A 24,357-nucleotide genomic window follows, 5' to 3' on the forward strand; every position below is an offset into this window, starting at 1 on the left:
ACAATTATACTTCAGTGTCCGATTTCCTTGCGCTGTTCGCCCGAAAATCCTGCCAGGATCACGAATTCATCGCCTGCTGATATCGTTCTCAGGTTGAGCAGATAATAATGCTGTTTTACAAAACGTTACCGAGCCTGCTAAGGAGATAACTGGTGCCAATATGGATTATTCTGGCTATCGTCACGCTACTCATTGTTTCTGTTTTTTACTATGTGAGATTTTATCGTCGCCATATTCTGGGTGAAAGCGCTCCGGAAAAAAAAATTAAAGTCGAGATTTTAGATAAGCAGAATGTCCCCGTTATCGGTGCGCAGCCAGGCGAAGATAACGAAGACTATTGGATTTATGTCCAGCCCGAACAAGGGGGCCCTAAGCGTGAATTCATGGTGGGTATTCACTACTATCACGCCTTAAATCCCGGCGATAAAGGGATTATGACCTACAAAGGCCGCACTTTTGTTCACTTCGCTTTGCAAAGAGACTAACCCGGCCTTGGCATCTCTGGTCTTTCTGGCTGGTTAAGGCACCAGCCAGGCAGTCTTACTGCTTTTTGCTAACAGCCAGCTGGCTATCAGGGCAAGCCCGCCACAGATCAAGGTCCAGAACGGGATCATAATAATGGGATGGGCAAAATAGAGGCTAAACTCTCTGACTGGCCATAAAAATACCGGATGCAATAAGTAAATCCCTAAGCTGTAGCGACTCATAAACGCCAGTTTTTGCCGCCAGAATTCACCCGGCTGTTCACCATAGCGCTGGCATACGGCAAATATCATCGCGGCGATAAGCACTGTGTTCAACGTTTTATACGAGAGCCAGCGACCGACCGTGTACTCCCCGTTCATCAGGCTGTTGCTCACCACCATGTAGTCTGTTAACAGCAATGCCGCAATACCCAGCGGTAGTAACCATGGCAGTGAAGGCCAGCGAAACCGAAAAAGGCAGTAGCCTAACAGCAGGTAACCGCTGTAAAGGATCAGTTCATGGCTCCAAAATCCATCCACCTTGAACAGAAATAAGGTTGTCAGGGCTAACCAGACGCCGGTGATGCCAACCACACTGCCACGGTCATACTTTCGCACCAGCCATTGGAAGAACGGCACAACAAAATAGAGCGGAATAAAATAGTAGAAAAAGCCCAGATGGTAGTAGGTTTCATGTACCGGTAAGGCTTGCAGGGTTTGCAACGCCACGGCAGGATCAAAGCCGGCCCGGGTCAGTCCGGATAATACCGAATAGAACACTGACCAGACTAAAAAGGGCAGCAGCACTTTGCCCAAACGGCGTTTCACATAGTATTTGGCCTCAAAATCACGGGCATCACTCAGCATCAGGGCACCGGTGATCATAATAAATATCGGTACTGCCCAGCGGCTGAAGCTGTTAAAGCTGATGGCCGTGATCCATTCATTATCGGTGATCACCCCGAGCTGATCACGGTACGGCCCCAGCACATGGATCACTACCACCGCCACCGCTGCCAGACATCGCAACAGATCAAAAAACCACACTTTCTCTCTCACGATCTACACCTCCTGCCGGGCCCTTGCCGAAAGACGCTACGATCTCACCTCTCGCCTCTGAATATAGCAGTCAGCCCGTCAGGATGATCCGGAGAATAGGGATAAGATAATATGCTGTCTGCGCTGCTGCTCTTCGGCCATGTCTTTACTGAGAGGGAATTATAGTGATGAATACCGGCTATATTTCGCAGCCCAGATCACGGCCTGCCGATAACTGGTTGCAACCAAATCTTCTTTAATACCTAAGTCATGGCAACACTCAGTGACTCGCGGCCAGTCGGCATGGTCATAGGCATCTAACAGGTCGAGCACCTGACCCAGTAGCCCCTGATGGTTCAGCAACGCCACTTCCACCTCCTGCTCCAGCGGCAATAATGCCACCAGCTGTTCCAGAGAGTTATCCAGCAACGCATCAAGCAATGAAAACATCCCGATGAGAAAGGCCTGATCGGCTTTTGCGTTAAGGCTGCTATTTCTTGCCAGTACCTCACACATCCGCGCCCGCTGCAATGACTGCGAATATAGCTCTTTGGGCTTATCCAGCGCGGCATGTGCCGTGGCAACCACACCGACAAACATCCGGATTTTATCTTCTCCCAGATACACCAATGCCTGTTTGAACGAACTGATCGGCTCAATAGTGCGGGTACTTGCCGCATTCACGTAACGCAGTAACAGATAAGACAGTGAGACATCGCTACCGATGATCTGTTCTACCCGTTGAAAGTCAACCGGCTCACGGCAGATCTCCTGCAAGAGACGTACTGTGGTCAGCTTTTTGGGTTCTACCTGACGATTCTTCAGCAGCTCCGGCTTACTGAAGTAATACCCCTGGAAAAAATGGAACCCTGCCCGGTAGGCGGTTTCAAAATCTTGATGGGTTTCCACTTTTTCGGCCAGAAACTTCAGCTTATGCTTCTGATACCGAGCCACGAACTGACAGGCTTGATCCACCCCCAGTGTTATTAAATCCAGTTTGATAATGTGCACATACGGGAAGAAACGCAGCCACTGTTCAGACAGTTCGAAATCATCAAGGGCAATCACATAGCCAGTGCTGTGTAAAAATTTAATGGCCTCAAACAATTCGTCATCAGGTACACAGGTTTCCAGTACTTCAATGATGACCCGATTTTTCGGCAGCATCAGAGGCAGTGACTTAATCAGGCTCTCATGGGGGAAGTTGATAAAGGTGCGCTGACCGGAAGTGGCGAGGTTATCTCCCACGGCCATATAATTTTCTACCAACAGCCGGCAGGTTGCTTTATTGGCTTCAATTAACGGAAACGCATTATTCTCTCCATCACGAAATAGCAGCTCGTAACCGACAGTGCGTTGCTGACGGTTAAAAATAGGCTGACGAGCGACATAAGAATACATGAGTGACTGTAATTATCCTTTTAATCCATAATATGATGATCGAGCAACTGTTCAGATCATATCAGAATAACGGTAAACAACGAACGATAGCGTCTGACGCTCCATCATTAAGCACGAGCAGAAGCGAGTAAAGCACCACAGCCAATAAACATGGAACCAAAGACACGATTTAAGGTATCCATGACACGAGATGAGCGAATATACCCCGTTAATCTCGATGCCAACGTGACATAACACAACATTACACAAGTATCGATAACAACGGTGGTAATACCCAGCACGGTTATTTGCACCATTTGTGGTTCAGCCGGATTAAGGAACTGAGGGAATAAAGCGACCAGAAACACAATTGTTTTAGGATTAGTAATATTCACCATCACAGCCTGACGAAACAGCGAGCCGGCAGAAACGGGTTGCGCTGAACGATTCACATCAAAGGTCGCTTTTTCACGCCACTTCTGCACGCCAAGCCAGATAAGATACACCACACCGACCCATTTGATCACCGTAAACGCCAGTGCCGACTGCGCGACAATCGCCCCCAGCCCGACCCCCACCAAAATAATATGGAAAGCCAAGCCAATCTGCAGACCTAAAATAGACGCCAGGGACTTACGAAAACCATAAACCATACCATTACTGATAGAATTAACGGTGCCCGAACCCGGGGCAAAACTGAAAACCACAGCCGTCGCCAGATAGGCCAACCAAACGTCAATATTCACAACAACACTCCATACTAATTACAGCCAATAACCCGATCAATGGCACCAAAAAACGATTTATAGCAATCAGGTTTTAATTATTCTACCTGATCCTAACTTAAGCTCTGATAAATATCGCGCTGTTTGAACAATCGGGATAAGCATCTGAACCAATCCCTCAGGTATTGCTTAATACCAGAGGGATTGGGTTATACTTTTTAATATCAATCGCCAGTATCAACATTATGGTTTGCCAAACTAAGGGATTACATGACAGCCCAACCACCCCATTACTTTGATTTTACTCAGGAGTTCCAGTTCACCGAGACCATGGCAGGCCCGGTCGCTAGCATGTGGCAACATCGGCAGGAAGGCATGTTTCAGGGGGTCGATGATCTCAATATCGGCTGGGTCAGCCTGACCGGTTATAATCATGACAAAGCGATTATCGTGGTCAACGGCCGTGTCGAGAGTTACTGGAAATACCAGGAGCTATTTTACGATTTAATCAAGCAAGGTTATGACGTATATGCCCTGGATCACCGCGGTCAGGGTATTTCTGATCGTCTGACACCAGATACCGAGTTGGGCCATGTTGAAGAATTTGATGACTATGTCAGCGATCTCAAAACCTTTTTCGATACCGTGGTCAAACCGAAAGGTTACCTGCAACACTTCATGCTGGGCCACTCTATGGGCGGCACAATTGCCACCCTGTTTCTGGCTCAGTATCCGACGCTGATCGATAGCGCCGTCCTGAGTGCACCAATGCACGGTATCCGAGTGTCAAACTGGATGAAGCCTATTGCCTCACCGCTCGCCAGAGTCGTCGAGCAATTGCGGCGCCAGCCAGATTACGCACCGGGGCAGGTACCTTATTATCCTAAACCCTTCATCGGCAACCCGCTTTGTCAGAGCCAGGTCCGCTATGAGTGGTTCCGCGACCTGTATGAGAACAAACCGGAGCTGAAAATCGGCGGCCCGAGTGCCCGTTGGGTCTGGCAAGGTCTGGCTGCGGCTAACCGCTGTATTAAGCAGGCCGCGCAAATCACCACGCCCATTTTACTTCTCCAGGGTAGTGCCGATCATATTGTTGATAACCTGGCCCACCTGCGCTTTTATCGGGCCATGCTTCAGGCCGACCGTCCTTGCCAGCTGAAAATCATTGAAGGCGCCCGCCATGAACTGCTGTTTGAGCAAGACCAATACCGTAATCCGGTACTGGCAGCGACCCTCTTGCACCTGAACCAGAATACCCTTAAAAGGACAGCAGAGCCGGACAAAAAGGCGGAAGTGTAAAAACATAATAATAGCCTCTTTTTTCTGACGAGAAGTAGTTTAAAATTCATCATACTAATTAGGTACAGGCCAGACGACCTGCACCGTCCCCCGTTCCTATTATCGAGAGTTTCCATGTACAAAATTGTTGCTTCAGATCTAGACGGTACGCTGTTAACCCCGGACCATAAAATCACCCCATTCACCAAAGATGTGCTAAACCGCTTACACCAGCAAGGCAAAGACTTTGTTTTTGCCACCGGTCGTCATCACATCGATGTCGCGAACATGCGTGAGCAACTGGGGATCCCTGCCTATATGATCACCTCAAACGGTGCCCGGGTACACAACAGTCAGGGGGAGGTGGTATTCCAACAGGATGTTCCGGCAGAGGTTGTTAAAACACTCATTGAGATGACCAAAGACGATAATGAAATGAAAATCCATATTTATCGTAATGATGACTGGCTGCTCAGCGAAGAAGACGACAGTTTAAAAGATTTTCATGACAACTTTAGCTACCAGCTTTTTGACGTCAACAACCCGCCACTGGAAGGGGTTGCCAAGGTCTTCTTTATTCGCCATGACGCAGATCACGATAAACTGGTGACATGGGAAAACCGATTCAACGAGCAACTGGCTGGGCGGGCCAACATTGCGTTCTCAACCCCGTGGTGCTTGGAAGTAATGGATGCCGGCGTCTCCAAAGGCCATGCGCTGAAAGCGGTTGCCGAGGAAAAAGGCCATGCGCTGAATGATTGTATTGCTTTCGGTGACGGTATGAATGATGTCGAACTGTTAACCATGGCCGGTAAAGGGCTGGTGATGGGCACCTCCCACGAGAAAGTGAAAAAAGCCCTGCCAAATCATGAAGTCATCGGCTCTAGTAGTGATGAAGCGGTCGCCCATTACCTCGCTAACAACTTATTGTAATACGCCACCCTGCCCCAAAAAGCTGCTAAGTGCAGCTTTTTTGTGGTTAACGAACCGTTGATCGTGAAGAGGTATTTGAATGACACACCCATGGATTCGGCTAGCCTTACCCTTTGCTGCAATTGCCGTCTTAACGGGCTGCTCAACAGCCTCATCACCGGTGCCTTCAGACGCAATTGCTTCAAGCGCCCTCGAAACCACCCCCACATTGACAGACAAAACAGCTGATGGCACAACCATTCAGGCCTTTATGATGCGCGGTATGGTCATCCTCGGCCATGAAAGCAACAGCATCCAACCGTGTGGCAGCAGCCAGCAATACTGGCTCACTACGCCGATTTCCGATCGTGAAGCACTGGCCCAGAGCACCCCGCGAGGGTATCAGGCCATGTATGCCGAAGTGATCGGTTACTTAGAGCCCGCACCGACCCAAGGGTTCGCGGCCGACTATGACGGTCGTTTTAACACCAAACAGATCAACCTGATTTCAGCCGAAATGAGCGACGGGTGCAAGCAAGCCCCGCACACCACCCGCGCTTTTGGCAATGAGCCTGGCTGGGCCGCTGAAATTAAAGACAGTCAGGTTACCCTGCTGCAAATAGGACAGGATCGCCAGAGTCAAGCCATCACCAGCCAATCGGCCGTTGCCGGCAAACAGCAATACCATGGCAAAGGCTTCGATCTCACCTTAACCCAAGCACAATGTAACGACACCATGAGCGATACCCTGTTCGGTTGGCGGTCAGTGCTGCAATGGCAAGGCAAGCGGTATCAGGGCTGTGCGACCTTAGGCGCAACGGATGTCACCCAGCACTGGGCCGGCCAATACCGTAGCAAATCGCAGGGCACCTCAGGGCTGACCACCATTGTCACCCTTAACCCGGATCACTCCGCCATCACAACCTATGATTATCAGAATGAGGATCCCAGTATTGTGGAAACCGGCTTCTGGCAACAGGCGGGAGAAAATACCGTACAGGTGATGATGACCGAACATCAGGGGCGACGCCTCAACAGTGAGCGCCTGTTTACCCTCACCGGCAGGCATCTCAGTGTGTATGAAGAAAGGATCAACGGCCAGACCTACAGCTTAGGCCGTGAGGGGTTACAGTTAGACAAGCAATAATCACCGGCAGCCGCAATCCGCTCGCTTGCTCTTCTCACCGGGGATATGCCAGACTTCCCCCGGTGATATACTCCAACTTTTCCAGAGAAACCATATTATGTCTTGCCCGCGCTGTGGCTTTCACCATAACTGCATCTGTCATGTTGAGCCGCAACTGAGCTGCAGAGCTCACTTTATCCTGCTCACCCACCCCAAAGAATGCCATAAAGAGACCAATACCGGCGTTCTGTTAGAGCGCACTCTGCCGCATTGCCAACGTTACCGCTGGGATCGGGTCAATCCGCCGCAAGCATTATTGCAACAGCTCAGCGACAGTCAGTTTCAGCCCTGGCTGTTATTTCCCAGCGATGAACAGCACCCGGCCAGTCCTTTTCAACCCGCACCCGGCACAATCCCGCTGTTTGTGCTCCTCGATGCCACCTGGCAGGAAGCACGGAAAATGGTGCGCAAAAGCCCCTGGCTGGCAGCGCTGCCACGACTGGCCTTAACCCCGCAACAGACATCGGCCTACCAGCTAAGACGCAACCAGCAAGCCGGCAACCTGTGTACCTGTGAAGCCGGCATTGCGCTACTGGAACTTCTGGCGGAACCGCAACAAGCCGCACAGCTTCATCGCTATTTCACTGCATTTAACAACGTATTCCATGCCGATAAAAGCGGCCATACCAAGCAATAATCATTAATGCGACAACCAATGACGGCCAAATATGAATAAGGTTGCTTCTGCCTGTTTATCCACTACACTTTAACCGACCAATCAGTCGGTTTCATACCGTGTGTCCGGCATAACATGGAAAGCAGAGAGGGAACAGTGATGACAATGGCAGAACCGGTAGTCAGCAATTTAGATAATGCAGCCATGCAAAAGACATTAAAAGAGCAACGCAGCCGCTTTCAGGCCCAGCCGATGCCGGATCACGCGCTGCGGATCAGCCAGCTGAAAGCACTCAAACACGCCTTGCTCCAGCATAAAACCGCATTATGTGAAGCGCTCAATCAGGACTATGGCCAGCGCAGCCAGCAAGACAGCGTAATGGCCGATATCCTGCCTTGCGTGATGAATATCAATTATACCATCAGGCACCTGAAGAAATGGATGAAGCCGTCTAAGCGTCATGCCGGCTTATTGCTGGCCCCGGGAAAAGTCGAAGTGGTTTACCAGCCTCTCGGCGTCATCGGTATTGTGGTACCGTGGAACTTCCCGGTGATGCTGAGCATTGGCCCGTTAATTACCGCCCTGGCTGCCGGTAACCGCGCGATGATCAAACTCAGTGAATTCACCCCCCACACCAATAAAGTGTTGCGCGAATTACTGACTGAGATCTTCCAGCCCCAGCAAGTGGCCGTCTTTGAAGGTGAGGCCGATGTTGCCGCCGCCTTTAGCGCATTGCCGTTTGATCACCTGATTTTCACCGGCTCTACCGCCGTCGGCCGCCATGTCATGCACGCCGCCGCCGATAATCTCACCCCTGTCACCCTTGAGCTGGGCGGCAAATCACCGGCCTTTATTGCCCCGGATATGCCGGTTGATATTGCGGTCGAGCGGATGATTTATGGCAAAAGCCTCAATGCCGGCCAGATCTGCGTGGCACCGGATTATGTCTTGGTGCCGGAAGATAAAGTCGATAACTTTGTCGCGGAATACAAAAAACAGTTCAATAAGATGTATCCGAAGGGTGTTGCCAATCAAGACTTTGCTTCAATCATCAATGAGCGCCAGTACCAGCGCCTGAGCAGCTGGCTCGAAGAGGCAGAACACAAAGGGGCCACGGTGATCCCTTGCCATGAGCACAACCGCGATGATCTGCAACACCGGATGATCACCCACCTGGTGCTTGATACCAACGATGAAATGACGCTAATGCAGGAAGAGATTTTTGGCCCGTTACTGCCCGTTATCCCTTACCGTGAGGTAAATGATGCACTGGAATACATCCAGCAACGCCCCCGCCCGCTGGCCCTGTATCTGATGAGCTTCGATGCTGAGCTGCAGCAACGGGTTAAAACCACCAGCCATGCCGGTGGTATGTGCATCAATGAAACGGTATTCCATGTCGCGGCCGATGATGCTCCATTTGGCGGTGTCGGACCGTCAGGGATGGGGCACTACCATGGTAAAGAAGGCTTCCTGACTTTTTCTAAGGCCAAGACGGTACTCAGCCGGGGGAAAATCAATACCGCCAAGCTGGTTACGCCCCCTTACGGTGGCTGGCTGCAAAAACTGATGCTGGCTTTCTTTTTACGTTAAGCTTTGTCTTTACCCTAAAACTGTACCGCACCAGTCTGGCTCTGCCAGACTGGTTCCCTGTGTTAACAAACCAAACCGAAGCATCCCAATATGGCCACTGAAAAGAAACAGCAACTGTTAGACACCGCACTCCGCCTTTTTGTCGAGCAAGGTATTCAGGCTACCGCCACCGCCAAAATCGCCAAGCAGGCCAATGTCGCCACAGGCACCTTGTTTCACCACTTTGCCAATAAACAAGAACTGGTTATGACGCTATACCATGAAATCAAATCGGATCTCGGCCAGGCGATTGACCAGCCCGAGGCTCATGATGATTTGCATGCGCTCGTCCACCATTACTGGCAACATGCCCTGCAATGGGCCGTCGATAACCCGCAGAAATTGCAGTTTTTACAGCAAATTGCCAACAATCCGCAATTTGGCATCAGCCAGCAGCAAGAAGTGATGAGCGCTTCCATGGCCTTTCTGATTGATGTGATTAAACAGGGGCAACAGCAGGGGGAGCTGGCGAGCCTGCCACTCGATCTGGTACTCAACTATTGCCACTATCACTACCTGGCAACCGCAACCCTGTTTGTTGAACAACCGGAACTGGCGCGCCAGCAAGCCTATCAGGACGGGGCGTTTCAGATGTTCTGGCAAGGGTTGGCAGCCATCCGGGAGCTGGCATAAAAAACGGGAGCCATGCTCCCGTTTCTATTCAGCCCGCTAATTACATAATTACGCATGCTGACCGGCGACATAGCCGGAACTCCACGCCCACTGGAAGTTATAGCCGCCCAGCCAACCGCTGACGTCCATCACCTCGCCCGCAAAGAACAGACCCGGCACTTTCTTCGCTTCCATGGTTTTTGATGACAGCTCATCGGTATCGACGCCGCCCAGGGTCACTTCTGCCGTGCGGTAGCCTTCCGTGCCGTTTGGCGCGATAGCCCACTGATGGAAATATGCCGCCAGCGCGGTGATCTCTTTCTCGTTATACTGCTTCAACGGCTTGTCTGACAGATCCCCACGCTCAATCAGGGCCTCAATCAGGCGTTTTGGCAATAGCCGCGAGAGCGCGTTTTTCAGGCTCTGGTTCGGGTGTGTCTCGCGCATAACGTTGAGGGTTTCCGCCAGATCGAGATCCGGCAGTAAATCAATGGTCACCTTCTGCCCCGGCGTCCAGTAAGACGAGATCTGCAGAATCACCGGACCGGACAAGCCGCGGTGAGTAAAAAGCAGGTTTTCCTTAAAATGAGTGCCGTCTTCGGCGTCAACCGCCACCGGGATCGCTATGCCCGATAATTCAGCAAACGCCTCTTTTTCTTCTTTATGCAAAGTAAAGGGCACCAGTCCGGCCGTGGTCGGCACCATTTTCAGGCCAAACTGCTCAGCAACCTGATAGCCAAACGGGGTTGCACCCAGCTTGGGCATCGACAGCCCACCAGTGGCAATCACCAACGACTCACATTCGACGGTATTGGCGTTGAGCTTGAGGCTAAAGCCAGTTTCCGTCTTGCTGATACTGTGTACTTCACAGCGATAGCGCTGCTCTACCGTTGGCAGATCACACTCTGCCAGCAGCATGCTGACGATTTCTTTGGCAGAATCTTCGCAAAATAGCTGGCCGTGATCGCGCTCTTCATAGCCAATGTCATGCTTGGCAATCATCGCAATAAAGTCCCACTGGGTGTATTGCGACAGTGCCGATTTCACAAAGTGCGGGTTGCGGCAGACGAAATTATTCGCCGCCACATCATAGTTGGTAAAGTTACAGCGGCCACCGCCGGAGATCAGAATTTTCCGTCCCGGTTTTTTACCGTGATCGACCACCAGCACAGAGCGGCCACGTTTACCCGCTTCCGCCGCGCACATCAGCCCTGCCGCGCCTGCACCAATAATCACTACATCAAACTTGTCTGCCATCTCTGTACCTAAACCCTGAATCACCTTGCAATGAAAAAGGGATGCCCATACCTATCGGTCAGCATCCCTCTCAATAATTGCACTTATTTTAACCGCCTCGCCCGTGAATACCAAACGTAATTCTATCCCCGGAGGAAGTTACAGCTTGGGATGGCGTGGGCATCGGTAATTAAGAATACGGCGATGACTCCAGCTCGGAAAACGCATTCCCCATTGCTGCCATTGACGGCTCTGCCATATGCAGCGTCGTGGTCGGGAAGGCGAAATCAGCGCCATGACGATGTACCACGTCGACAATTTTAAGCATCACATCTTGCTGAACCTCTTTGTAAGTGATCCAGTCAATGGTGTGGGTAAAGGTATAAACCAGAATATCGAGCGATGACGGACCGTAATTATCAAAGCTGACAATCAGGGTCTGGCCAGTATCAATCTCCGGATGCTGGCGCAGCATGACTTTAATGTCGTTCACCACATCGCCGACTACCGCGGCATCGCGAAAGCGCAGGCCGATTTTCTGTTTTATCCGGCGATTGAACATCCGGGAGGGATTCTCAACCACAATAGAGCTGAACACCGAGTTCGGTACATAGAGCGGACGTTTATCAAAGGTACGGATCACGGTCACCCGGAAACCAATCCGTTCAACCGTTCCTTCAATCTCGCGATCCGGACTGCGGATCCAGTCACCCACTTTAAACGGGCGGTCTAGATAGATCATCATGCCGCCGAAGAAGTTAGCCAGTAAGTCCTTGGCAGCCATACCGACAACCAAGCCGCCGACACCACCAAAAGTGAGTACCCCGGACAGACTGAGGCCAAGATTCTGCATCATCACCAGGGCAGCGATCACCACCACTATCAGGCGCAATATTTTAGAAACCGCATGGATGGTGGTAGCGTCTTTCGCGGTGACCAACATGCCGGCTTCGACATTGCTGATCAGGCGGAGCAGCACCCAGGAAAACGTCCAGAGCAGTAACAACTGGCGGACCACAGCCAGAAAGGTCGTCGGATATTGACTGGTATTATCAATAATGATCCCGACAGAGAGCACGGCAGGCCACAGCCAGATCAACCAGCTGACCGGACGACGTACCGCTGCCACCAGTGCATCGTCCCATATTATCCGTGTTTTTTCCGCCATATGAGACAGGCGTCGGGTGATCAGTAACCAGGATCCCCATAAAATAACGCTTAACACCAGTAGCAGGCCAACATTAGACATCCAGTCGTGGCTGCCCCCTTGCTCCAGGGATAACCACCATTGCATCAATTTACTCATAAAAAACCGTTCGTTATTAGGGCCTGTCTATCTTTCAACATGATTGCTGCAATGTTGAAAGATAGACAGGCCCTTGTATCTGCGATACCTAGGATGAGCATTACGCTAAGCCGAGCGGCTCCCATAAGCAATCTGTAATTGTTCGTGATCGAACCAGGTTACAATTTTCTCCAGTTACATCCCTAGATAAGCCACCACAAAAATAGACACAAAAAAGACCATCAGAAAAGTACTGGCCAACACAAACAACTTACGTACTTTGACGCATTTGGCTATAAAGACAGGATCATGATGCTTTTGATATTGCTGACTACGAATATAGTGAAACAGGCGGATCTGTTTACTGACGTTCCCCTGAGAGGTGAAAAACCCCCGGCCGTCAACTTGCTGATAAAGTAGCGGATCGCATTCTCGCATCACCGCCAGCAGCGTCTTTAAGGTGCTGATATATCTGGAGACATTAATAACAGCAACTAAAAACAGTGCAAATAAAAAGGCATCACCACTAATCATAACAAACCCCCAAACAACTTCCGTCACAAGCTGGGGAGCGGAGAGGGCGCAAGGCTACGCCCTCAGAGCTGTTAGCCAGCCTGTGTATCCATCACAGATGTCGACTCAGCGTTGGCCATGGCTGCCAAATCTTTATCAATAAAGAACAGCGCTTTACCATCTTCACCCACCAGCTCAATCTTATCCAGAATCCCTTTGAACAATTTTTCTTCTTCATGTTGCTCTGAGACATACCACTGTAAGAAATTAAATGTGGAGTAGTCCTGGGTCGTAAATGCAACATGAGCCAGTTTATTAATTTTTTCCGTGATCAGCTGTTCGTGCTCATAGGTTTCACGAAAAACAGCACCCAACGAAGCAAACTCATGCTTTGGTGCCTCAATCGCACCAAGCAGCGGCATTGAACCGGTTTCACTCACATACGTGAACAAACGTTGCATGTGCGCCATTTCTTCAACAGCATGGGCACGAAGAAATTCTGCAGCACCTTCAAAGCCCTTATCTTCACACCATGCACTCATCTGCAAGTAAAGGTTTGAAGAGAAGAATTCCAGATTGATTTGCTCGTTCAGTTTCTCAACCATTGTTTGAGCTAACATTGCACTACTCCTATCTATTTCAGTGTAATAAACACATGGCTACTGTGCATAACTAAGTTTGCCATTCGCGCAAACAAAATAATCGCTTAACGTTCCCTAGTATCACATAACATACGCGCCAGATTAAAAAAAAGCTTAAATTTTAGAGTGATTTATTATCAGCATCACTTGGACCTCCTGCCATTAAGGATGCGATCCAGCCGATATTTTTCCCCTATACTCAATGCTAGCATGAGAAAAAACCATGATAAGGAATGCAAGGTATGGCTTATAAACACATTTTAGTCGCAATCGATCTCTCTGAAGACAGTTTCGTTCTGGTCGATAAAGCGGCCCAGCTCGCCAAATCTCTCGACGCAAAACTCTCCCTTATTCATATTGATGTCAATTATGCCGAACTCTATACCGGCCTGATTGATATCAACCTGGCTGATGCCCAGCACCGCATGGCTGACGATGCCCAAAAGCAGCTGCACCTGCTGGCCGATAAGGCTAACTACCCGGTTTCCCATACTCTGGTTGGCAGCGGTGATCTGAGTGACGAAATTTGTCTGGCCATCAATGATCTGGATGTAGAGCTGGTGGTCTGTGGCCACCACCAGGACTTTTGGAGCAAGATCCTCTCTTCCACCAAACAGCTGATGAACCATACCCCGGTCGATCTGCTGATCGTCCCTCTCAAATAAAAGGTATACCCGGCGAGCAGGATTCAAGCTGTTCGCCTCCTCTCTTTCCGAGGGATCTCCCCTTTGATTTTTTGATATTTCAACGAGGTAAATTCGGTTAAACTAGCGCCACCTTGAGAAATATAAAATTATCGGTCAAATGGGATATTTATCTGCTGTCACCCTGTTATGGGCTTTTTCCTTCAGCCTGATTGGCGTCTATCTGGCGGGACAGGTTGATGCCTGGTTTTCGGTTCTTACCCGAGTTGCACTGGCGGGACTGGTTTTTCTTCCCTTTCTGCGCAAGCAACATCTGCATGCAAAGCTGGCGCTGAAACTCATGGCCGTCGGGGCTTTTCAGCTCGGACTCATGTACTGCTTCTACTATCAGTCATTCCTCTATTTAAGCGTACCTGAAGTGCTGTTGTTTACCATCTTCACGCCCATTTATGTCACCCTTCTTTATGATTTTCTGCATAAGCAATTTTCTGCCTGGTATCTGTTGACCGCCGTGATTGCCGTTGTCGGTGCTGCGGTGATCAAGTTTTCCGGGATCAATGAGAACTTCATTATCGGCTTCCTGATAGTACAAGGTGCCAACCTCTGCTTTGCCATCGGCCAGGTCGGTTACAAGCACATCATGGAGCAGGAACAGGCCGATTTACCGCAGCATACGGTCTTTGGCCTGTTTTACTTAGGGGCTATTTGTGTCGCACTGCCGATGTTCCTGTTATTTGGCAATATCGACAAGCTGCCAACGACATCTACCCAGTGGGGCATTTTGATTTACCTGGGTACGGTCGCTTCCGGTCTGGGCTATTTTATCTGGAACAAAGGGGCGACAATGGTCAATGCCGGCGCACTGGCAATCATGAACAATGCCTTGGTGCCGGCAGGCTTAATCGTGAACATTGTGATTTGGAACCGTGATGTCGACTACCCGCGCCTGATCATCGGCGGTGTGATCATCATGGCATCGCTGTGGCTCAATGAAACCTGGGTAAAGCGAAAAGTCGAAATGGAAAGAACGGGATAAGAGCGGTTCTGTGGCCCTTGTGGACACCCCCTCCCTCCTATATAACAACAAAGCGAGAAGCATCTGCCTCTCGCTTTTGATTTTCCTAGGGCCTAGAACCTGCTCTTCCTAGGGCCTTTTCATCAAATAAATGCAAACGCGTCAGCAAACATACGCTCGCGATCAGCGCCTTTTTCTGCAGTGAACAGCTCGCGCGCTGCCCCTGCCATTTCAAACCGGCCGCACAGATAGATATCGTAAGCCGACAAGCTGATAAAGTCATTGCTCACCGCTTCCAGTACATTACCCACTTTACCTTGCCAATTTTCTGGTGCTGATTCGACAACGGGCACATAGGTCAAGTTGCTATGCTGGGCCGCTAGCGCTTGTAGTTCATCATCAGCATAAAGCTGGCACGCATCACGCCCCCCCCAGTAGATGAAAATCGGTTGCTTGATTTTCCGGCTCAGGCAATTATCAAGAATACTGCGAACATATGAAAAACCGGTACCACCGGCAATCAACAGCAAAGGCTTGTCGCTATCTTCACGCACCCATGCGTCACCGTACGGCGCTTCAATCTCGACAGGCTCACCAGACCCCAGTGCAGCCTTCATCGCCTCAACCACTTCGATGGCATAAGGGTTATGTTCAGCGGCACCAATATGCAGCTCCAGCTCATTTTCACGGCAAGGGCTGCTGGCAATCGAAAACGGGCGCTTATCTTTCTCACCCATGACTGCCAACAAGTATTGACCGGCCTTAAATTCAACGGGGTATTCAGGCTGTAATAAAATCTTAAATGTATTACAGGCTAATGACTCGACTGACTTTACTTCACATTTGATGGACATTCTTTTCCTCTAGTCTAGCTCTACTACCAAGTCACTCTTCACTACGGCCTGACAGGCAAAGATCCAACCTTCGGCTTGCTCGTTCTCAGTAAGCATAGGCTCTAGCTGGTAACTTATCTCGCCCATTTTTTTACGGCACATGCACATGGCACAAGCACCGACCTGACAGCGGTTAGGAAAAGCAATGCCTGCGTTGAGCGCAGCTTCCAATACGGTTTCCTGCTCGCTGGCAGTGAATACAATATCGTGCGGCAACAGGTGTATCTGATGCTTCGCGGTAGTTTCTGACATGGTTAATTAATCTAAAAAATTTACCCTAAAATACCCAGTTCATCCCAGATAGCGTCGATCTTGGCAACAATTTCGGGGTCTTTGGTGATCGGGGTTCCCCACTCACGATCGGTTTCCCCCTGCCATTTGTTAGTTGCATCGAGCCCCATTTTGGAGCTAAAGCCCACCGCAGATGAATCAATCGGTGTGCTACCGATCAGCAAAGTATCGCGGCTTGGATCCATTCGGGTGGTGATCGCCCAGATCACATCATTCCAGTCACGTACATTGACATCATCGTCACATACAATGACAAACTTGCCGTCCGTAAACTGACTAAGGAACGACCAGGTTCCCTCCATCACCCGAAGAGCATGGCCTGCAGCATCTTTTCTGATACTCACAATGGCCATGCTATTGGCGTCCGCTTCTGGTGGTAAATAGAAGTCGACAATCTCTGGAAATTGCTTAAGTAAGGTGCGGGTGCCCTCTTCAATATCGAAAGATGGTTTTGTCTGAGCGTTGACACATGGCGTGTTAACCGTTTCAGCTTCCCACTTAATGGTGACATCCAGTCCCATCTTAGAGCCAAGGCCTGCGACAGGAGACGCAAAGTCGAGCGAATCGATCGGTGTGTTCTCTATCATCACAGTATCACGAACCGGATCCATTCTGGTTGTCAGCGCCTGAATAACACTGTTCCAGTCACGTGCGTTGACATCATCGTCGCACACAACCACAAACTTGGTATACATGAACTGACGTAAGAATGACCACACGCCCATCATCACACGCTTGGCATGACCTGGGTATTGCTTCTTCATCGTCACCACGGCCATGCGGTACGAACAACCTTCCGGCGGCAAGTAGAAATCTTCGATTTCTGGGAACTGCTTCTGCAAAATCGGCACAAACACTTCGTTCAGGGCAACACCTAATACTGCAGGCTCATCGGGCGGACGGCCTGTATAGGTGCTGTGATAAATCGGGTCTTTACGCATCGTCACATGGGTAATGGTAAACACATGGTGACGCTCAACTTCGTTGTAGTAGCCGGTATGATCGCCATAAGGGCCTTCATCGGCAAACTCGTTCGGATTAATGTAGCCTTCGAGCACAATTTCGGCGCTGGCGGGTACTTCCAGCTCATTACTAAGGCTCTTCACCACTTCCGTCTTACTGCCACGCAGCAAACCGGCAAACGCATATTCCGATAACGTATCAGGCACTGGGGTTACCGCACCCAGAATGGTGGCCGGATCGGCACCAAAGGCCACCGTGACAGGGAACGGTTCGCCCGGATGGGTTTCCATCCAGTCTCGTAAGTCTAACGCACCGCCACGATGGGCCAACCAGCGCATGATGATCTTGTTCTTGGCTATTTTCTGCTGACGGTAGATACCGAGGTTCTGGCGTTTTTTATTCGGCCCCTTGGTGATGGTCAGGCCCCAGGTCAACAATGGAGCAACATCGCCCGGCCAACAACTCATGACAGGGATTTTATCGAGATCAACCTCGTCGCCTTCCCATACCACTTGCTGACAAGGAGCTTTACGTAAACGCTTGACCGGCATATTCAGCACTTGCTTGAACACGGGCAGCTTGTCAATCGCATCGCGAAAACCGCGCGGTGGCTCGGGTTCTTTCAGGTACGCCAGCAATTCGCCGACTTCACGCAGTTCTTTGACCTCTTTCCGGCCCATCCCCATGGCAACACGCTCCGGGGTACCAAACAGGTTAGCCAGTACCGGCATGTCATAACCGACAGGGTTTTCAAATAACAATGCCGGGCCACCCGCACGCAAGGTACGGTCGCAAATGTCGGTCATTTCCTGATTTGGATCGATCGGCTGCTGAATACGCTTTAATTGACCCTCTTGTTCGAGGTAATCAATAAAATCTCGCAGATCCTTGAATTTCATAGGTTCTACCCGTTGCCAATAATAAAGCAGCAAGACTCAAAGGGTTGCTGCTATCTGCTCTCAAGTTCGCGACATTATAACGATTTGTTAACCTGAACACACTGCAAAAACCAAGCAATCACCGGCAACAGAAGGATAAGTTGTCTTCACCACTGAAGTGCGCAGCTACGGCAACTCCGTCAGCGCCAGCTGCAGGTTTTTCTGCAACACCTGATTGCGGCTCGATGCTGCAATTTGCTTTAACCAGCTGGCATAACCTTGCTGAGCAAGTTGCGTCGCGACCACATGGCCGTCATCGACTTCGTTAAGTTTATCCACCAGAAACTCACGGGTCTGCGGTGACATCGGTTTCTGCACCGCCAGTGCACGGTATGCCTGTTGCTTGAGGGAAGGGTTTATTGTCGCAGCCATCAACTGCTCAACAGCCTGTGACGATGGCGCCAGATCAGCCAAACGATTCAGTTCAGCCAGACTATATTGATCGGTACGGCGGCGCCACAGCAGGTGATACAAGGACTGATCACCGGATAATGCCGCCAGGCTGGCAATAATGGCATTATCTGGCAGCCACATAAGATGCGAGTCGGAAGAGAATTGCGCCACCAGCTTTGCGATCGCACCGGATGATAAATTGGGTAACTGTTCGAGGAAAATATTACGCCGTTGTTTCTGAGTATGGCTCCCCCCCGTCAGCCATTTGGACAGGATCAAGGAACCGGCTTCGGCCTGCTCCACCATCTCTTGGGCCTGCAGAATTTGCTGCCAGTGCAACACTAAAGCGCGTGACTGGGCGCCATAGTGAAAGGCTGATTTCGTGACCAGGTAGCCATCTCCCTGCTCAACCACGGTAAAAGCAGGTTTACGCTCGGCCTGAGTTTGCAGCCAGTTTGCTTTCATTTGATCGAGCCGGCCAAACTCAGCCGCATGTTGTACCAGTTGTGCCCGCACCGCTTCCTGCTGTAACGGTGCCAACTGAGACAAGTTAAACTCTAAGGCACGAAAATCACCGTTGTTGTATAAGCGGGTTAATGCCGCGACCCGACTCACCACTTGTGATGATACTGCAGCCTGTTGGACCTCTTGCTCTGTTACTTCAATTGCCAGTGCAGAGTGAACGCCTCCGGCAAATAGCAAGAGTGCCATGCACATTCCTTGTCGCATGCCGTCTCCTTACGGTAAGTAAATCCATTCTGTTTTTTATCGTCGAGGTGTTGCCGTCGTCGAGTGTGATCGCGCACTGCCTACTCGCCTTCCTGGTCAAGTATCGCCGTGATGGCATGTTAACGATTCACCGCTAAAAAACATTAATCGAATGCTGTTTTTAGTATGCCGTAATTGTAACCCATAAAAAACGCCACACTAGGTGGCGTTTATTATTTTGTGACTTAAGCAGTCTTGATTAAGACTTCTGACGGCGCATCGCGTCAAAGAATTCATTATTCGTCTTAGTCATCGATAGCTTGTCGATCAAAAACTCCATGCTATCGGTTTCATTCATTGGGTGAACGATCTTACGCAGAATCCACATTTTCTGCAGCTCATCCGCTTTCGCCAATAGCTCTTCACGACGGGTACCAGAGCGGTTGAAGTCAATCGCAGGGAAAACACGTTTCTCAGCAATCTTACGGGACAGGATCAGTTCCATGTTACCTGTACCTTTAAATTCTTCGTAGATAACTTCATCCATCTTAGAACCCGTATCAACCAGCGCTGTTGCGATGATGGTTAAACTACCACCTTCTTCAACGTTACGTGCTGCACCGAAGAAGCGCTTAGGACGGTGGAGTGCGTTGGCATCAACACCACCGGTCAGCACCTTGCCCGATGAAGGAACAACGGTATTGTATGCACGCGCCAGACGGGTGATGGAATCAAGCAGGATAACCACGTCTTTTTTGTGTTCAACCAGACGCTTCGCTTTCTCGATAACCATTTCTGCCACTTGAACGTGGCGCGATGCTGGCTCATCAAACGTTGATGCAATCACTTCACCTTTCACCAGGCGTTGCATCTCGGTCACTTCTTCCGGACGTTCATCGATAAGCAATACCATCAACTCACACTCAGGGTGGTTGTGGGCAATACTTTGCGCGATATTCTGCAGCAACATGGTCTTACCCGCTTTAGGCGGAGCAACAATCAGGCCACGCTGACCTTTACCAATCGGTGATGCTAAATCAAGAACACGAGCGGTGATGTCTTCTGTCGAACCATTACCACGCTCCATGCGCATACGATCGTTCGCGTGCAGCGGCGTCAGGTTTTCAAACAAAATCTTGTTACGGGCGTTATCCGGTTTATCGTAGTTAACTTCGTTTACTTTTAATAACGCGAAATAACGTTCACCGTCTTTGGGAGGACGAATCTTTCCGGAGACAGTGTCACCAGTACGAAGATTGAAACGGCGGATTTGGCTAGGAGAAACGTAGATGTCGTCGGGGCCGGCAAGGTATGAACTGTCTGAGGAGCGGAGGAAGCCGAAGCCATCTTGGAGAATCTCTAGAACACCATCGCCAAAAATGTCCTCACCACCTTTTGCGTGCTGTTTGAGAATGGAAAATATGATGTCCTGCTTTCTCAAACGCGCCAGATTTTCTAATCCTAAGCTTTCGCCAAGCGCAACCAATTTTGGAATAGGTTGGTTCTTCAGTTCTGTAAGATTCATAGTGGTGGGTTTCTTGTCTGTCAAAATGGGGGTTCTATATTAGTTTGGATAGAATTGACCAATGGGCTGGTCAAGAAATGAACGATACAACAGTATACGAGCAACACGTTATCACTAAACATTCCTTCCGTCTAGCATAGTCGGAAGACAAACTGTGCACAACTGAGAAATTGCACACAGTTCGCGTATGATAGCTTATAGGTTCGCGTCCAGGAACTCTTTAAGCTGGGTCTTAGACAGCGCACCAACCTTCGTTGCCGCTACTCCGCCATCTTTAAACAATAACAATGTCGGAATACCACGGATACCAAACTTAGGCGGGGTTGCTGAATTCTGATCGATATTCAATTTACCGATAGTCAGTTTACCCTGATACTCGTTTGCGATCTCGTCAAGAATTGGGGCAATCATTTTACAAGGACCACACCATTCAGCCCAAAAATCGACTAGTACCGGACCCGCAGCATTAACTACATCACTGTCAAAACTTGCGTCCGTAAGCTGGACAATCTTGTCGCTCATCTTCCACTCCAATGGTTGATTTTTTTAGCTGATTTTATTTTAACCAGCAAATCGATGCCCTATTTGAATGGAATCCGTTTCGTATTGCAACCCTAAGCTGATATTCTATGCGAATGAAGACGACTCACATCACAGAGCAGAAATTTGCCGACCTAGGTTTACACCCTACGGTTTTAGCAGGACTGGAAGCTAAAGGGTATCATTATTGTACCCCTATCCAGGCCTTGGCATTGCCGGTAGTGCTCGCCGGCCAAGACATTGCAGGTCAAGCGCAAACAGGGACAGGTAAAACCCTGGCATTCCTGACTGCGACTTTTAACCATTTGATCCTTAACCCTGCATCAGAAGATCACAAAGCTAACCACCCGCGGGCAATTATCCTTGCCCCTACGCGTGAATTGGCGATCCAGATTTTCAATGATGCTCAACCGTTACTCGAAAGCACTGGCCTCAAAGCAGGTCTTGCCTACGGTGGCGAAGCCTACGAGAAGCAGCAAAAAACCCTGGAAGCGGGTGTCGATATCTTGATCGGTACTTGCGGCCGTGTTATCGATTTCTATAAGCAACGTGTTATTGATCTGGCGTCAATCCAGGCTGTGGTTCTTGATGAAGCGGATCGCATGTTCGATTTGGGCTTTATTAAAGATATCCGTTTCTTATTCCGCCGCATGCCTGCGCCTAAAGCACGCTTAAACATGTTGTTCTCTGCAACATTGTCTTACCGTGTGAAAGAGCTGGCATTCGAGCACATGAACAGCCCGGAAAGTGTGGTTGTCGAGCCTGATCAGAAAACAGGTCATCGCATCCAGGAAGAGTTGTTCTACCCATCCAATCAGGACAAAATGCGTCTGTTACAGACCCTGATTGAAGAAGAATGGCCCGATCGCGCGATTATCTTTGCCAATACCAAGCACCGCTGTGAAGATATCTGGGCACACCTTGCCGCAGATCAACACCGTGTTGGCTTGCTAACCGGTGATGTACCGCAGAAAAAACGTATCAATATTCTGGAACAATTCACTCAGGGTGAACTCGATATTCTGGTCGCGACTGATGTGGCGGCACGGGGCCTGCATATTCCCCAGGTGACACACGTCTTTAATTATGATCTGCCAGATGATGCTGAAGACTATGTACACCGTATCGGCCGTACCGGTCGTGCCGGTGAAAGCGGTCACTCGATCAGCTTTGCCTGTGAAGGGTATGCAATCAACCTGCCTGCCATTGAAACCTATATCGGACACGCTATTCCGCAGTCGAAGTACGATGCCGAGGCATTGCTAGATGACCTGCCTGCCGCTGTTCGCGTCCATCGTGCGCCGCGCCAGGGTGGTAACCGTCGCAATAGTTCACAACGTCAAGGTCAGGGACAGGGCCAGTCGCGTCAACGTAATAACCGCCGACGCACACAACCACAGAAATCACAGTAAGAAATGCCGATGGAAAGAAGTTCAGTATCACCTCTGTACGCCGCAATTGACTTAGGCTCCAATAGCTTTCATATGTGGATTGTTCGCGAAGTTGCCGGCAGTGTGCAAACATTGGCTAAAATTAAGCGCAAAGTACGCCTGGCTGCAGGGCTGAATGCCCACAGCGAACTGAGTGAAGAGGCGATGCAACGTGGCTGGGAGTGCCTGAGCCTGTTCGCAGAACGGTTGCAGGATATTCCGGCCAAACGCATCCGGATTGTCGGAACGGCAGCGTTACGTACTGCGGTTAATGCTGAGACCTTTCTTTCCAAAGCAAAAGACATTCTTGGCTACGATATCGAGCTCATTCCCGGCGAAGAAGAAGCCCGAATTATCTATCAGGGCGTCGCCCATACCTCCGGGGGAAGCGACAAGCGTTTAGTGGTCGATATCGGCGGTGCCAGTACCGAGGTCATTATCGGTGAAGGCTTTGATGCCAGCGCATTAACCAGCCTGAAGATCGGCTGTGTGACCTGGTTAGAGCGCTATTTTAAAGATCGCTACTTAACGGCTGAAAATTTTGCGGCGGCCATCAATGCAGCTAAACATACCATTGAACCGATTGTCGAGCATTACACCCAGTTAGGCTGGGAAACCTGTGTCGGTGCCAGCGGTACCGTGCAAGCCCTGCAGGAGATTATGCTGGCGCAAGGGATGGATGAAATTATCACCCTGCAAAAGCTAAAGCGCATGCAACGTCAGGCAATGCAATATGAACGCCTGGAAGATCTTGATATTGAAGGGCTGACCCTGGAACGTGCACTGGTGTTTCCAAGCGGTTTATCCATTTTAATCGCCGTGTTTGAGTCACTGAATATTCAGTCTATGACTCTGGCCGGAGGCGCCTTACGTGAAGGTATGGTGTATGAAATGATGAGCCAGATGCGCCACCATGATGTACGCGAACGCACACTTATCAGTGTTCAGGAGCGGTTTCAGCTTGATACCCGGCATGCCAATGCGGTGACCCATTGTGCAATGGCGTTGCTGACAGCTTGTGAGCAAGAATGGCAACTGGAGCCTCAGGCTAAATCTCTGCTGCATGCCAGTGCCACCCTGCATGAAATTGGTACCAGCATTGAGTTCAAGAAAAGTAGTGAACATGCTGCGTACCTGATCAATCACATTGATTTACCAGGATTTACCCGGGCCCAGAAGCACCTGATCGCCGAGCTGTTACGTCGTTTCCGCGAACAGTTGACCAGCCTGCCGGAACAACACGCGCTGTCTGCCCATAGTGCGGCCCGTCTGTTACGTCTGTTACGGTTAGCGGTCATTCTCTGCCATCGCCGCGACGATACCCAGCAGCCGCCATTTAACTTATCGGTTGCTGATAACACCCTGATCCTTGCACTTCCTGCCGGCTGGCTTGCCGCCAACCCGCTAACCTGTGCTGAACTACAGCAAGAAGCCACCCGCCAAACCGACATGGGCTGGCCACTGGTGATTGAAGAAAGCAAATAAACGCTTAACTTCCA

General features: G+C 50.1%; 24 protein-coding genes. 11 read left to right on the top strand and 13 right to left on the bottom strand.

From position 1 onward, the window contains the following. Window positions 1-152 precede the first annotated feature (152 nt). Entirely contained in the window at window positions 153-485 is a 333-nt protein-coding gene (locus tag AC2204_RS10380; RefSeq protein WP_318925422.1) for a DUF2500 domain-containing protein, read from the top strand. Window positions 486-518: 33 nt separating this feature from the next. On the opposite strand, the gene AC2204_RS10385 is transcribed toward AC2204_RS10380, so the two are convergent. The 3 genes from AC2204_RS10385 to rhtB all read right to left on the bottom strand — a co-directional run bounded on the left by AC2204_RS10385 (window position 519) and on the right by rhtB (window position 3,628). After that, a complete protein-coding gene (locus AC2204_RS10385; protein WP_318925423.1) occupies window positions 519-1,523 on the bottom strand; it encodes an acyltransferase in 1,005 nt (334 codons plus the stop codon). A gap of 159 nt (window positions 1,524-1,682) precedes the next feature. Then, window positions 1,683-2,903, bottom strand: a complete 1,221-nt coding sequence (locus tag AC2204_RS10390; RefSeq protein ID WP_318925424.1) for an EAL and HDOD domain-containing protein — start codon at window positions 2,901-2,903, stop codon at window positions 1,683-1,685. A 107-nt stretch (window positions 2,904-3,010) separates the two neighbouring features. Continuing rightward, window positions 3,011-3,628 carry a homoserine/homoserine lactone efflux protein gene (gene rhtB, locus AC2204_RS10395; RefSeq protein WP_318925425.1) on the bottom strand — a complete coding sequence of 206 codons (618 nt, stop codon included), beginning with the start codon at window positions 3,626-3,628 and terminating at the stop codon, window positions 3,011-3,013. 249 nt (window positions 3,629-3,877) lie between these two features. Here rhtB and AC2204_RS10400 point away from each other — a divergent pair, with 249 nt between their 5' ends. The 6 genes from AC2204_RS10400 to AC2204_RS10425 all read left to right on the top strand — a co-directional run bounded on the left by AC2204_RS10400 (window position 3,878) and on the right by AC2204_RS10425 (window position 9,864). Then, window positions 3,878-4,906, top strand: a complete 1,029-nt coding sequence (locus AC2204_RS10400; RefSeq protein WP_318925426.1) for an alpha/beta fold hydrolase — start codon at window positions 3,878-3,880, stop codon at window positions 4,904-4,906. A 114-nt stretch (window positions 4,907-5,020) separates the two neighbouring features. Beyond that, complete coding sequence (locus AC2204_RS10405; protein WP_318925427.1) at window positions 5,021-5,818, top strand: Cof-type HAD-IIB family hydrolase; 798 nt, start codon at window positions 5,021-5,023, stop codon at window positions 5,816-5,818. Window positions 5,819-5,897: 79 nt separating this feature from the next. Then, entirely contained in the window at window positions 5,898-6,944 is a 1,047-nt protein-coding gene (locus tag AC2204_RS10410) for a COG3650 family protein (RefSeq protein ID WP_318925428.1), read from the top strand. Window positions 6,945-7,041: 97 nt separating this feature from the next. After that, a complete protein-coding gene (locus AC2204_RS10415; RefSeq protein ID WP_318925429.1) occupies window positions 7,042-7,620 on the top strand; it encodes a tRNA-uridine aminocarboxypropyltransferase in 579 nt (192 codons plus the stop codon). A 138-nt stretch (window positions 7,621-7,758) separates the two neighbouring features. Further along, the gene (locus AC2204_RS10420; RefSeq protein ID WP_318925430.1) at window positions 7,759-9,192 is read left to right on the top strand and encodes a coniferyl aldehyde dehydrogenase; all 1,434 of its coding nucleotides are present in this window, start codon (window positions 7,759-7,761) and stop codon (window positions 9,190-9,192) included. A 90-nt stretch (window positions 9,193-9,282) separates the two neighbouring features. Continuing rightward, window positions 9,283-9,864 (top strand): TetR/AcrR family transcriptional regulator, encoded by a 582-nt coding sequence (locus AC2204_RS10425; RefSeq protein ID WP_318925431.1) that lies wholly within the window; start codon window positions 9,283-9,285, stop codon window positions 9,862-9,864. Window positions 9,865-9,912: 48 nt separating this feature from the next. Here the strand turns inward: AC2204_RS10425 and AC2204_RS10430 are convergent, their stop codons facing one another. From AC2204_RS10430 to ftnA, 4 genes are all read right to left on the bottom strand, one after another. Beyond that, window positions 9,913-11,100: a BaiN/RdsA family NAD(P)/FAD-dependent oxidoreductase gene (locus AC2204_RS10430; RefSeq protein ID WP_318925432.1), complete on the bottom strand. Its 1,188-nt coding sequence runs from the start codon at window positions 11,098-11,100 to the stop codon at window positions 9,913-9,915. A 169-nt stretch (window positions 11,101-11,269) separates the two neighbouring features. Beyond that, window positions 11,270-12,385 (bottom strand): mechanosensitive ion channel family protein, encoded by a 1,116-nt coding sequence (locus AC2204_RS10435; protein WP_318925433.1) that lies wholly within the window; start codon window positions 12,383-12,385, stop codon window positions 11,270-11,272. Window positions 12,386-12,559: 174 nt separating this feature from the next. Beyond that, on the bottom strand, window positions 12,560-12,898 hold the full coding sequence (gene uspB, locus AC2204_RS10440; protein WP_318925434.1) for a universal stress protein UspB: 339 nt from the start codon (window positions 12,896-12,898) through the stop codon (window positions 12,560-12,562). A gap of 71 nt (window positions 12,899-12,969) precedes the next feature. Beyond that, window positions 12,970-13,497, bottom strand: a complete 528-nt coding sequence (gene ftnA, locus AC2204_RS10445) for a non-heme ferritin (protein ID WP_318925435.1) — start codon at window positions 13,495-13,497, stop codon at window positions 12,970-12,972. Window positions 13,498-13,760: 263 nt separating this feature from the next. On the opposite strand from ftnA, the gene AC2204_RS10450 reads away from it, so the two are divergent. Together AC2204_RS10450 and AC2204_RS10455 are read left to right on the top strand one after the other, a co-directional pair. Beyond that, the gene (locus tag AC2204_RS10450; protein ID WP_318925436.1) at window positions 13,761-14,183 is read left to right on the top strand and encodes a universal stress protein; all 423 of its coding nucleotides are present in this window, start codon (window positions 13,761-13,763) and stop codon (window positions 14,181-14,183) included. A 139-nt stretch (window positions 14,184-14,322) separates the two neighbouring features. Then, the gene (locus tag AC2204_RS10455) at window positions 14,323-15,198 is read left to right on the top strand and encodes a carboxylate/amino acid/amine transporter (RefSeq protein ID WP_318925437.1); all 876 of its coding nucleotides are present in this window, start codon (window positions 14,323-14,325) and stop codon (window positions 15,196-15,198) included. Window positions 15,199-15,320: 122 nt separating this feature from the next. Here AC2204_RS10455 and fre read toward each other — a convergent pair whose 3' ends face one another. The 6 genes from fre to trxA form a co-directional block, all read right to left on the bottom strand. Next, window positions 15,321-16,031: an NAD(P)H-flavin reductase gene (gene fre, locus AC2204_RS10460; protein ID WP_318925438.1), complete on the bottom strand. Its 711-nt coding sequence runs from the start codon at window positions 16,029-16,031 to the stop codon at window positions 15,321-15,323. 9 nt (window positions 16,032-16,040) lie between these two features. Next, on the bottom strand, window positions 16,041-16,322 hold the full coding sequence (locus tag AC2204_RS10465; protein ID WP_318925439.1) for a 2Fe-2S iron-sulfur cluster-binding protein: 282 nt from the start codon (window positions 16,320-16,322) through the stop codon (window positions 16,041-16,043). Between the two features lie 20 nt (window positions 16,323-16,342). Next, window positions 16,343-18,223 (bottom strand): 4-hydroxy-3-polyprenylbenzoate decarboxylase, encoded by a 1,881-nt coding sequence (ubiD, locus tag AC2204_RS10470; RefSeq protein WP_318925440.1) that lies wholly within the window; start codon window positions 18,221-18,223, stop codon window positions 16,343-16,345. A gap of 165 nt (window positions 18,224-18,388) precedes the next feature. Then, on the bottom strand, window positions 18,389-19,384 hold the full coding sequence (locus AC2204_RS10475; protein ID WP_318925441.1) for a hypothetical protein: 996 nt from the start codon (window positions 19,382-19,384) through the stop codon (window positions 18,389-18,391). A gap of 238 nt (window positions 19,385-19,622) precedes the next feature. Continuing rightward, on the bottom strand, window positions 19,623-20,888 hold the full coding sequence (gene rho, locus AC2204_RS10480; RefSeq protein WP_318925442.1) for a transcription termination factor Rho: 1,266 nt from the start codon (window positions 20,886-20,888) through the stop codon (window positions 19,623-19,625). A 195-nt stretch (window positions 20,889-21,083) separates the two neighbouring features. Beyond that, complete coding sequence (trxA, locus tag AC2204_RS10485) at window positions 21,084-21,410, bottom strand: thioredoxin TrxA (protein ID WP_318925443.1); 327 nt, start codon at window positions 21,408-21,410, stop codon at window positions 21,084-21,086. Between the two features lie 113 nt (window positions 21,411-21,523). On the opposite strand from trxA, the gene rhlB reads away from it, so the two are divergent. Both rhlB and gppA read left to right on the top strand, forming a co-directional pair. After that, complete coding sequence (gene rhlB / locus AC2204_RS10490; protein ID WP_318925479.1) at window positions 21,524-22,840, top strand: ATP-dependent RNA helicase RhlB; 1,317 nt, start codon at window positions 21,524-21,526, stop codon at window positions 22,838-22,840. A 9-nt stretch (window positions 22,841-22,849) separates the two neighbouring features. Beyond that, window positions 22,850-24,343 (top strand): guanosine-5'-triphosphate,3'-diphosphate diphosphatase, encoded by a 1,494-nt coding sequence (gene gppA, locus AC2204_RS10495; protein ID WP_318925444.1) that lies wholly within the window; start codon window positions 22,850-22,852, stop codon window positions 24,341-24,343. Window positions 24,344-24,357: the final 14 nt, after the last annotated feature.

It is taken from the genome of Photobacterium sp., assembly GCF_057456235.1.

Bases quoted from the DNA above. Each gene is read 5' to 3' on its own strand.
- AC2204_RS10455 (WP_318925437.1), top strand. From the start codon at position 14,323: ATGGGATATTTATCTGCTGTCACCCTGTTATGGGCTTTTTCCTTCAGC.
- AC2204_RS10425 (WP_318925431.1), top strand. From the start codon at position 9,283: ATGGCCACTGAAAAGAAACAGCAACTGTTAGACACCGCACTCCGCCTT.
- uspB (WP_318925434.1), bottom strand. From the start codon at position 12,898: ATGATTAGTGGTGATGCCTTTTTATTTGCACTGTTTTTAGTTGCTGTT.
- AC2204_RS10390 (WP_318925424.1), bottom strand. From the start codon at position 2,903: ATGTATTCTTATGTCGCTCGTCAGCCTATTTTTAACCGTCAGCAACGC.
- rho (WP_318925442.1), bottom strand. From the start codon at position 20,888: ATGAATCTTACAGAACTGAAGAACCAACCTATTCCAAAATTGGTTGCG.
- rhlB (WP_318925479.1), top strand. From the start codon at position 21,524: ATGAAGACGACTCACATCACAGAGCAGAAATTTGCCGACCTAGGTTTA.
- AC2204_RS10475 (WP_318925441.1), bottom strand. From the start codon at position 19,384: ATGCGACAAGGAATGTGCATGGCACTCTTGCTATTTGCCGGAGGCGTT.
- AC2204_RS10420 (WP_318925430.1), top strand. From the start codon at position 7,759: ATGACAATGGCAGAACCGGTAGTCAGCAATTTAGATAATGCAGCCATG.
- AC2204_RS10410 (WP_318925428.1), top strand. From the start codon at position 5,898: ATGACACACCCATGGATTCGGCTAGCCTTACCCTTTGCTGCAATTGCC.
- AC2204_RS10430 (WP_318925432.1), bottom strand. From the start codon at position 11,100: ATGGCAGACAAGTTTGATGTAGTGATTATTGGTGCAGGCGCGGCAGGG.
- trxA (WP_318925443.1), bottom strand. From the start codon at position 21,410: ATGAGCGACAAGATTGTCCAGCTTACGGACGCAAGTTTTGACAGTGAT.
- gppA (WP_318925444.1), top strand. From the start codon at position 22,850: ATGGAAAGAAGTTCAGTATCACCTCTGTACGCCGCAATTGACTTAGGC.
- ftnA (WP_318925435.1), bottom strand. From the start codon at position 13,497: ATGTTAGCTCAAACAATGGTTGAGAAACTGAACGAGCAAATCAATCTG.
- ubiD (WP_318925440.1), bottom strand. From the start codon at position 18,223: ATGAAATTCAAGGATCTGCGAGATTTTATTGATTACCTCGAACAAGAG.
- AC2204_RS10465 (WP_318925439.1), bottom strand. From the start codon at position 16,322: ATGTCAGAAACTACCGCGAAGCATCAGATACACCTGTTGCCGCACGAT.
- AC2204_RS10400 (WP_318925426.1), top strand. From the start codon at position 3,878: ATGACAGCCCAACCACCCCATTACTTTGATTTTACTCAGGAGTTCCAG.
- AC2204_RS10415 (WP_318925429.1), top strand. From the start codon at position 7,042: ATGTCTTGCCCGCGCTGTGGCTTTCACCATAACTGCATCTGTCATGTT.
- AC2204_RS10435 (WP_318925433.1), bottom strand. From the start codon at position 12,385: ATGAGTAAATTGATGCAATGGTGGTTATCCCTGGAGCAAGGGGGCAGC.
- AC2204_RS10450 (WP_318925436.1), top strand. From the start codon at position 13,761: ATGGCTTATAAACACATTTTAGTCGCAATCGATCTCTCTGAAGACAGT.
- AC2204_RS10405 (WP_318925427.1), top strand. From the start codon at position 5,021: ATGTACAAAATTGTTGCTTCAGATCTAGACGGTACGCTGTTAACCCCG.
- fre (WP_318925438.1), bottom strand. From the start codon at position 16,031: ATGTCCATCAAATGTGAAGTAAAGTCAGTCGAGTCATTAGCCTGTAAT.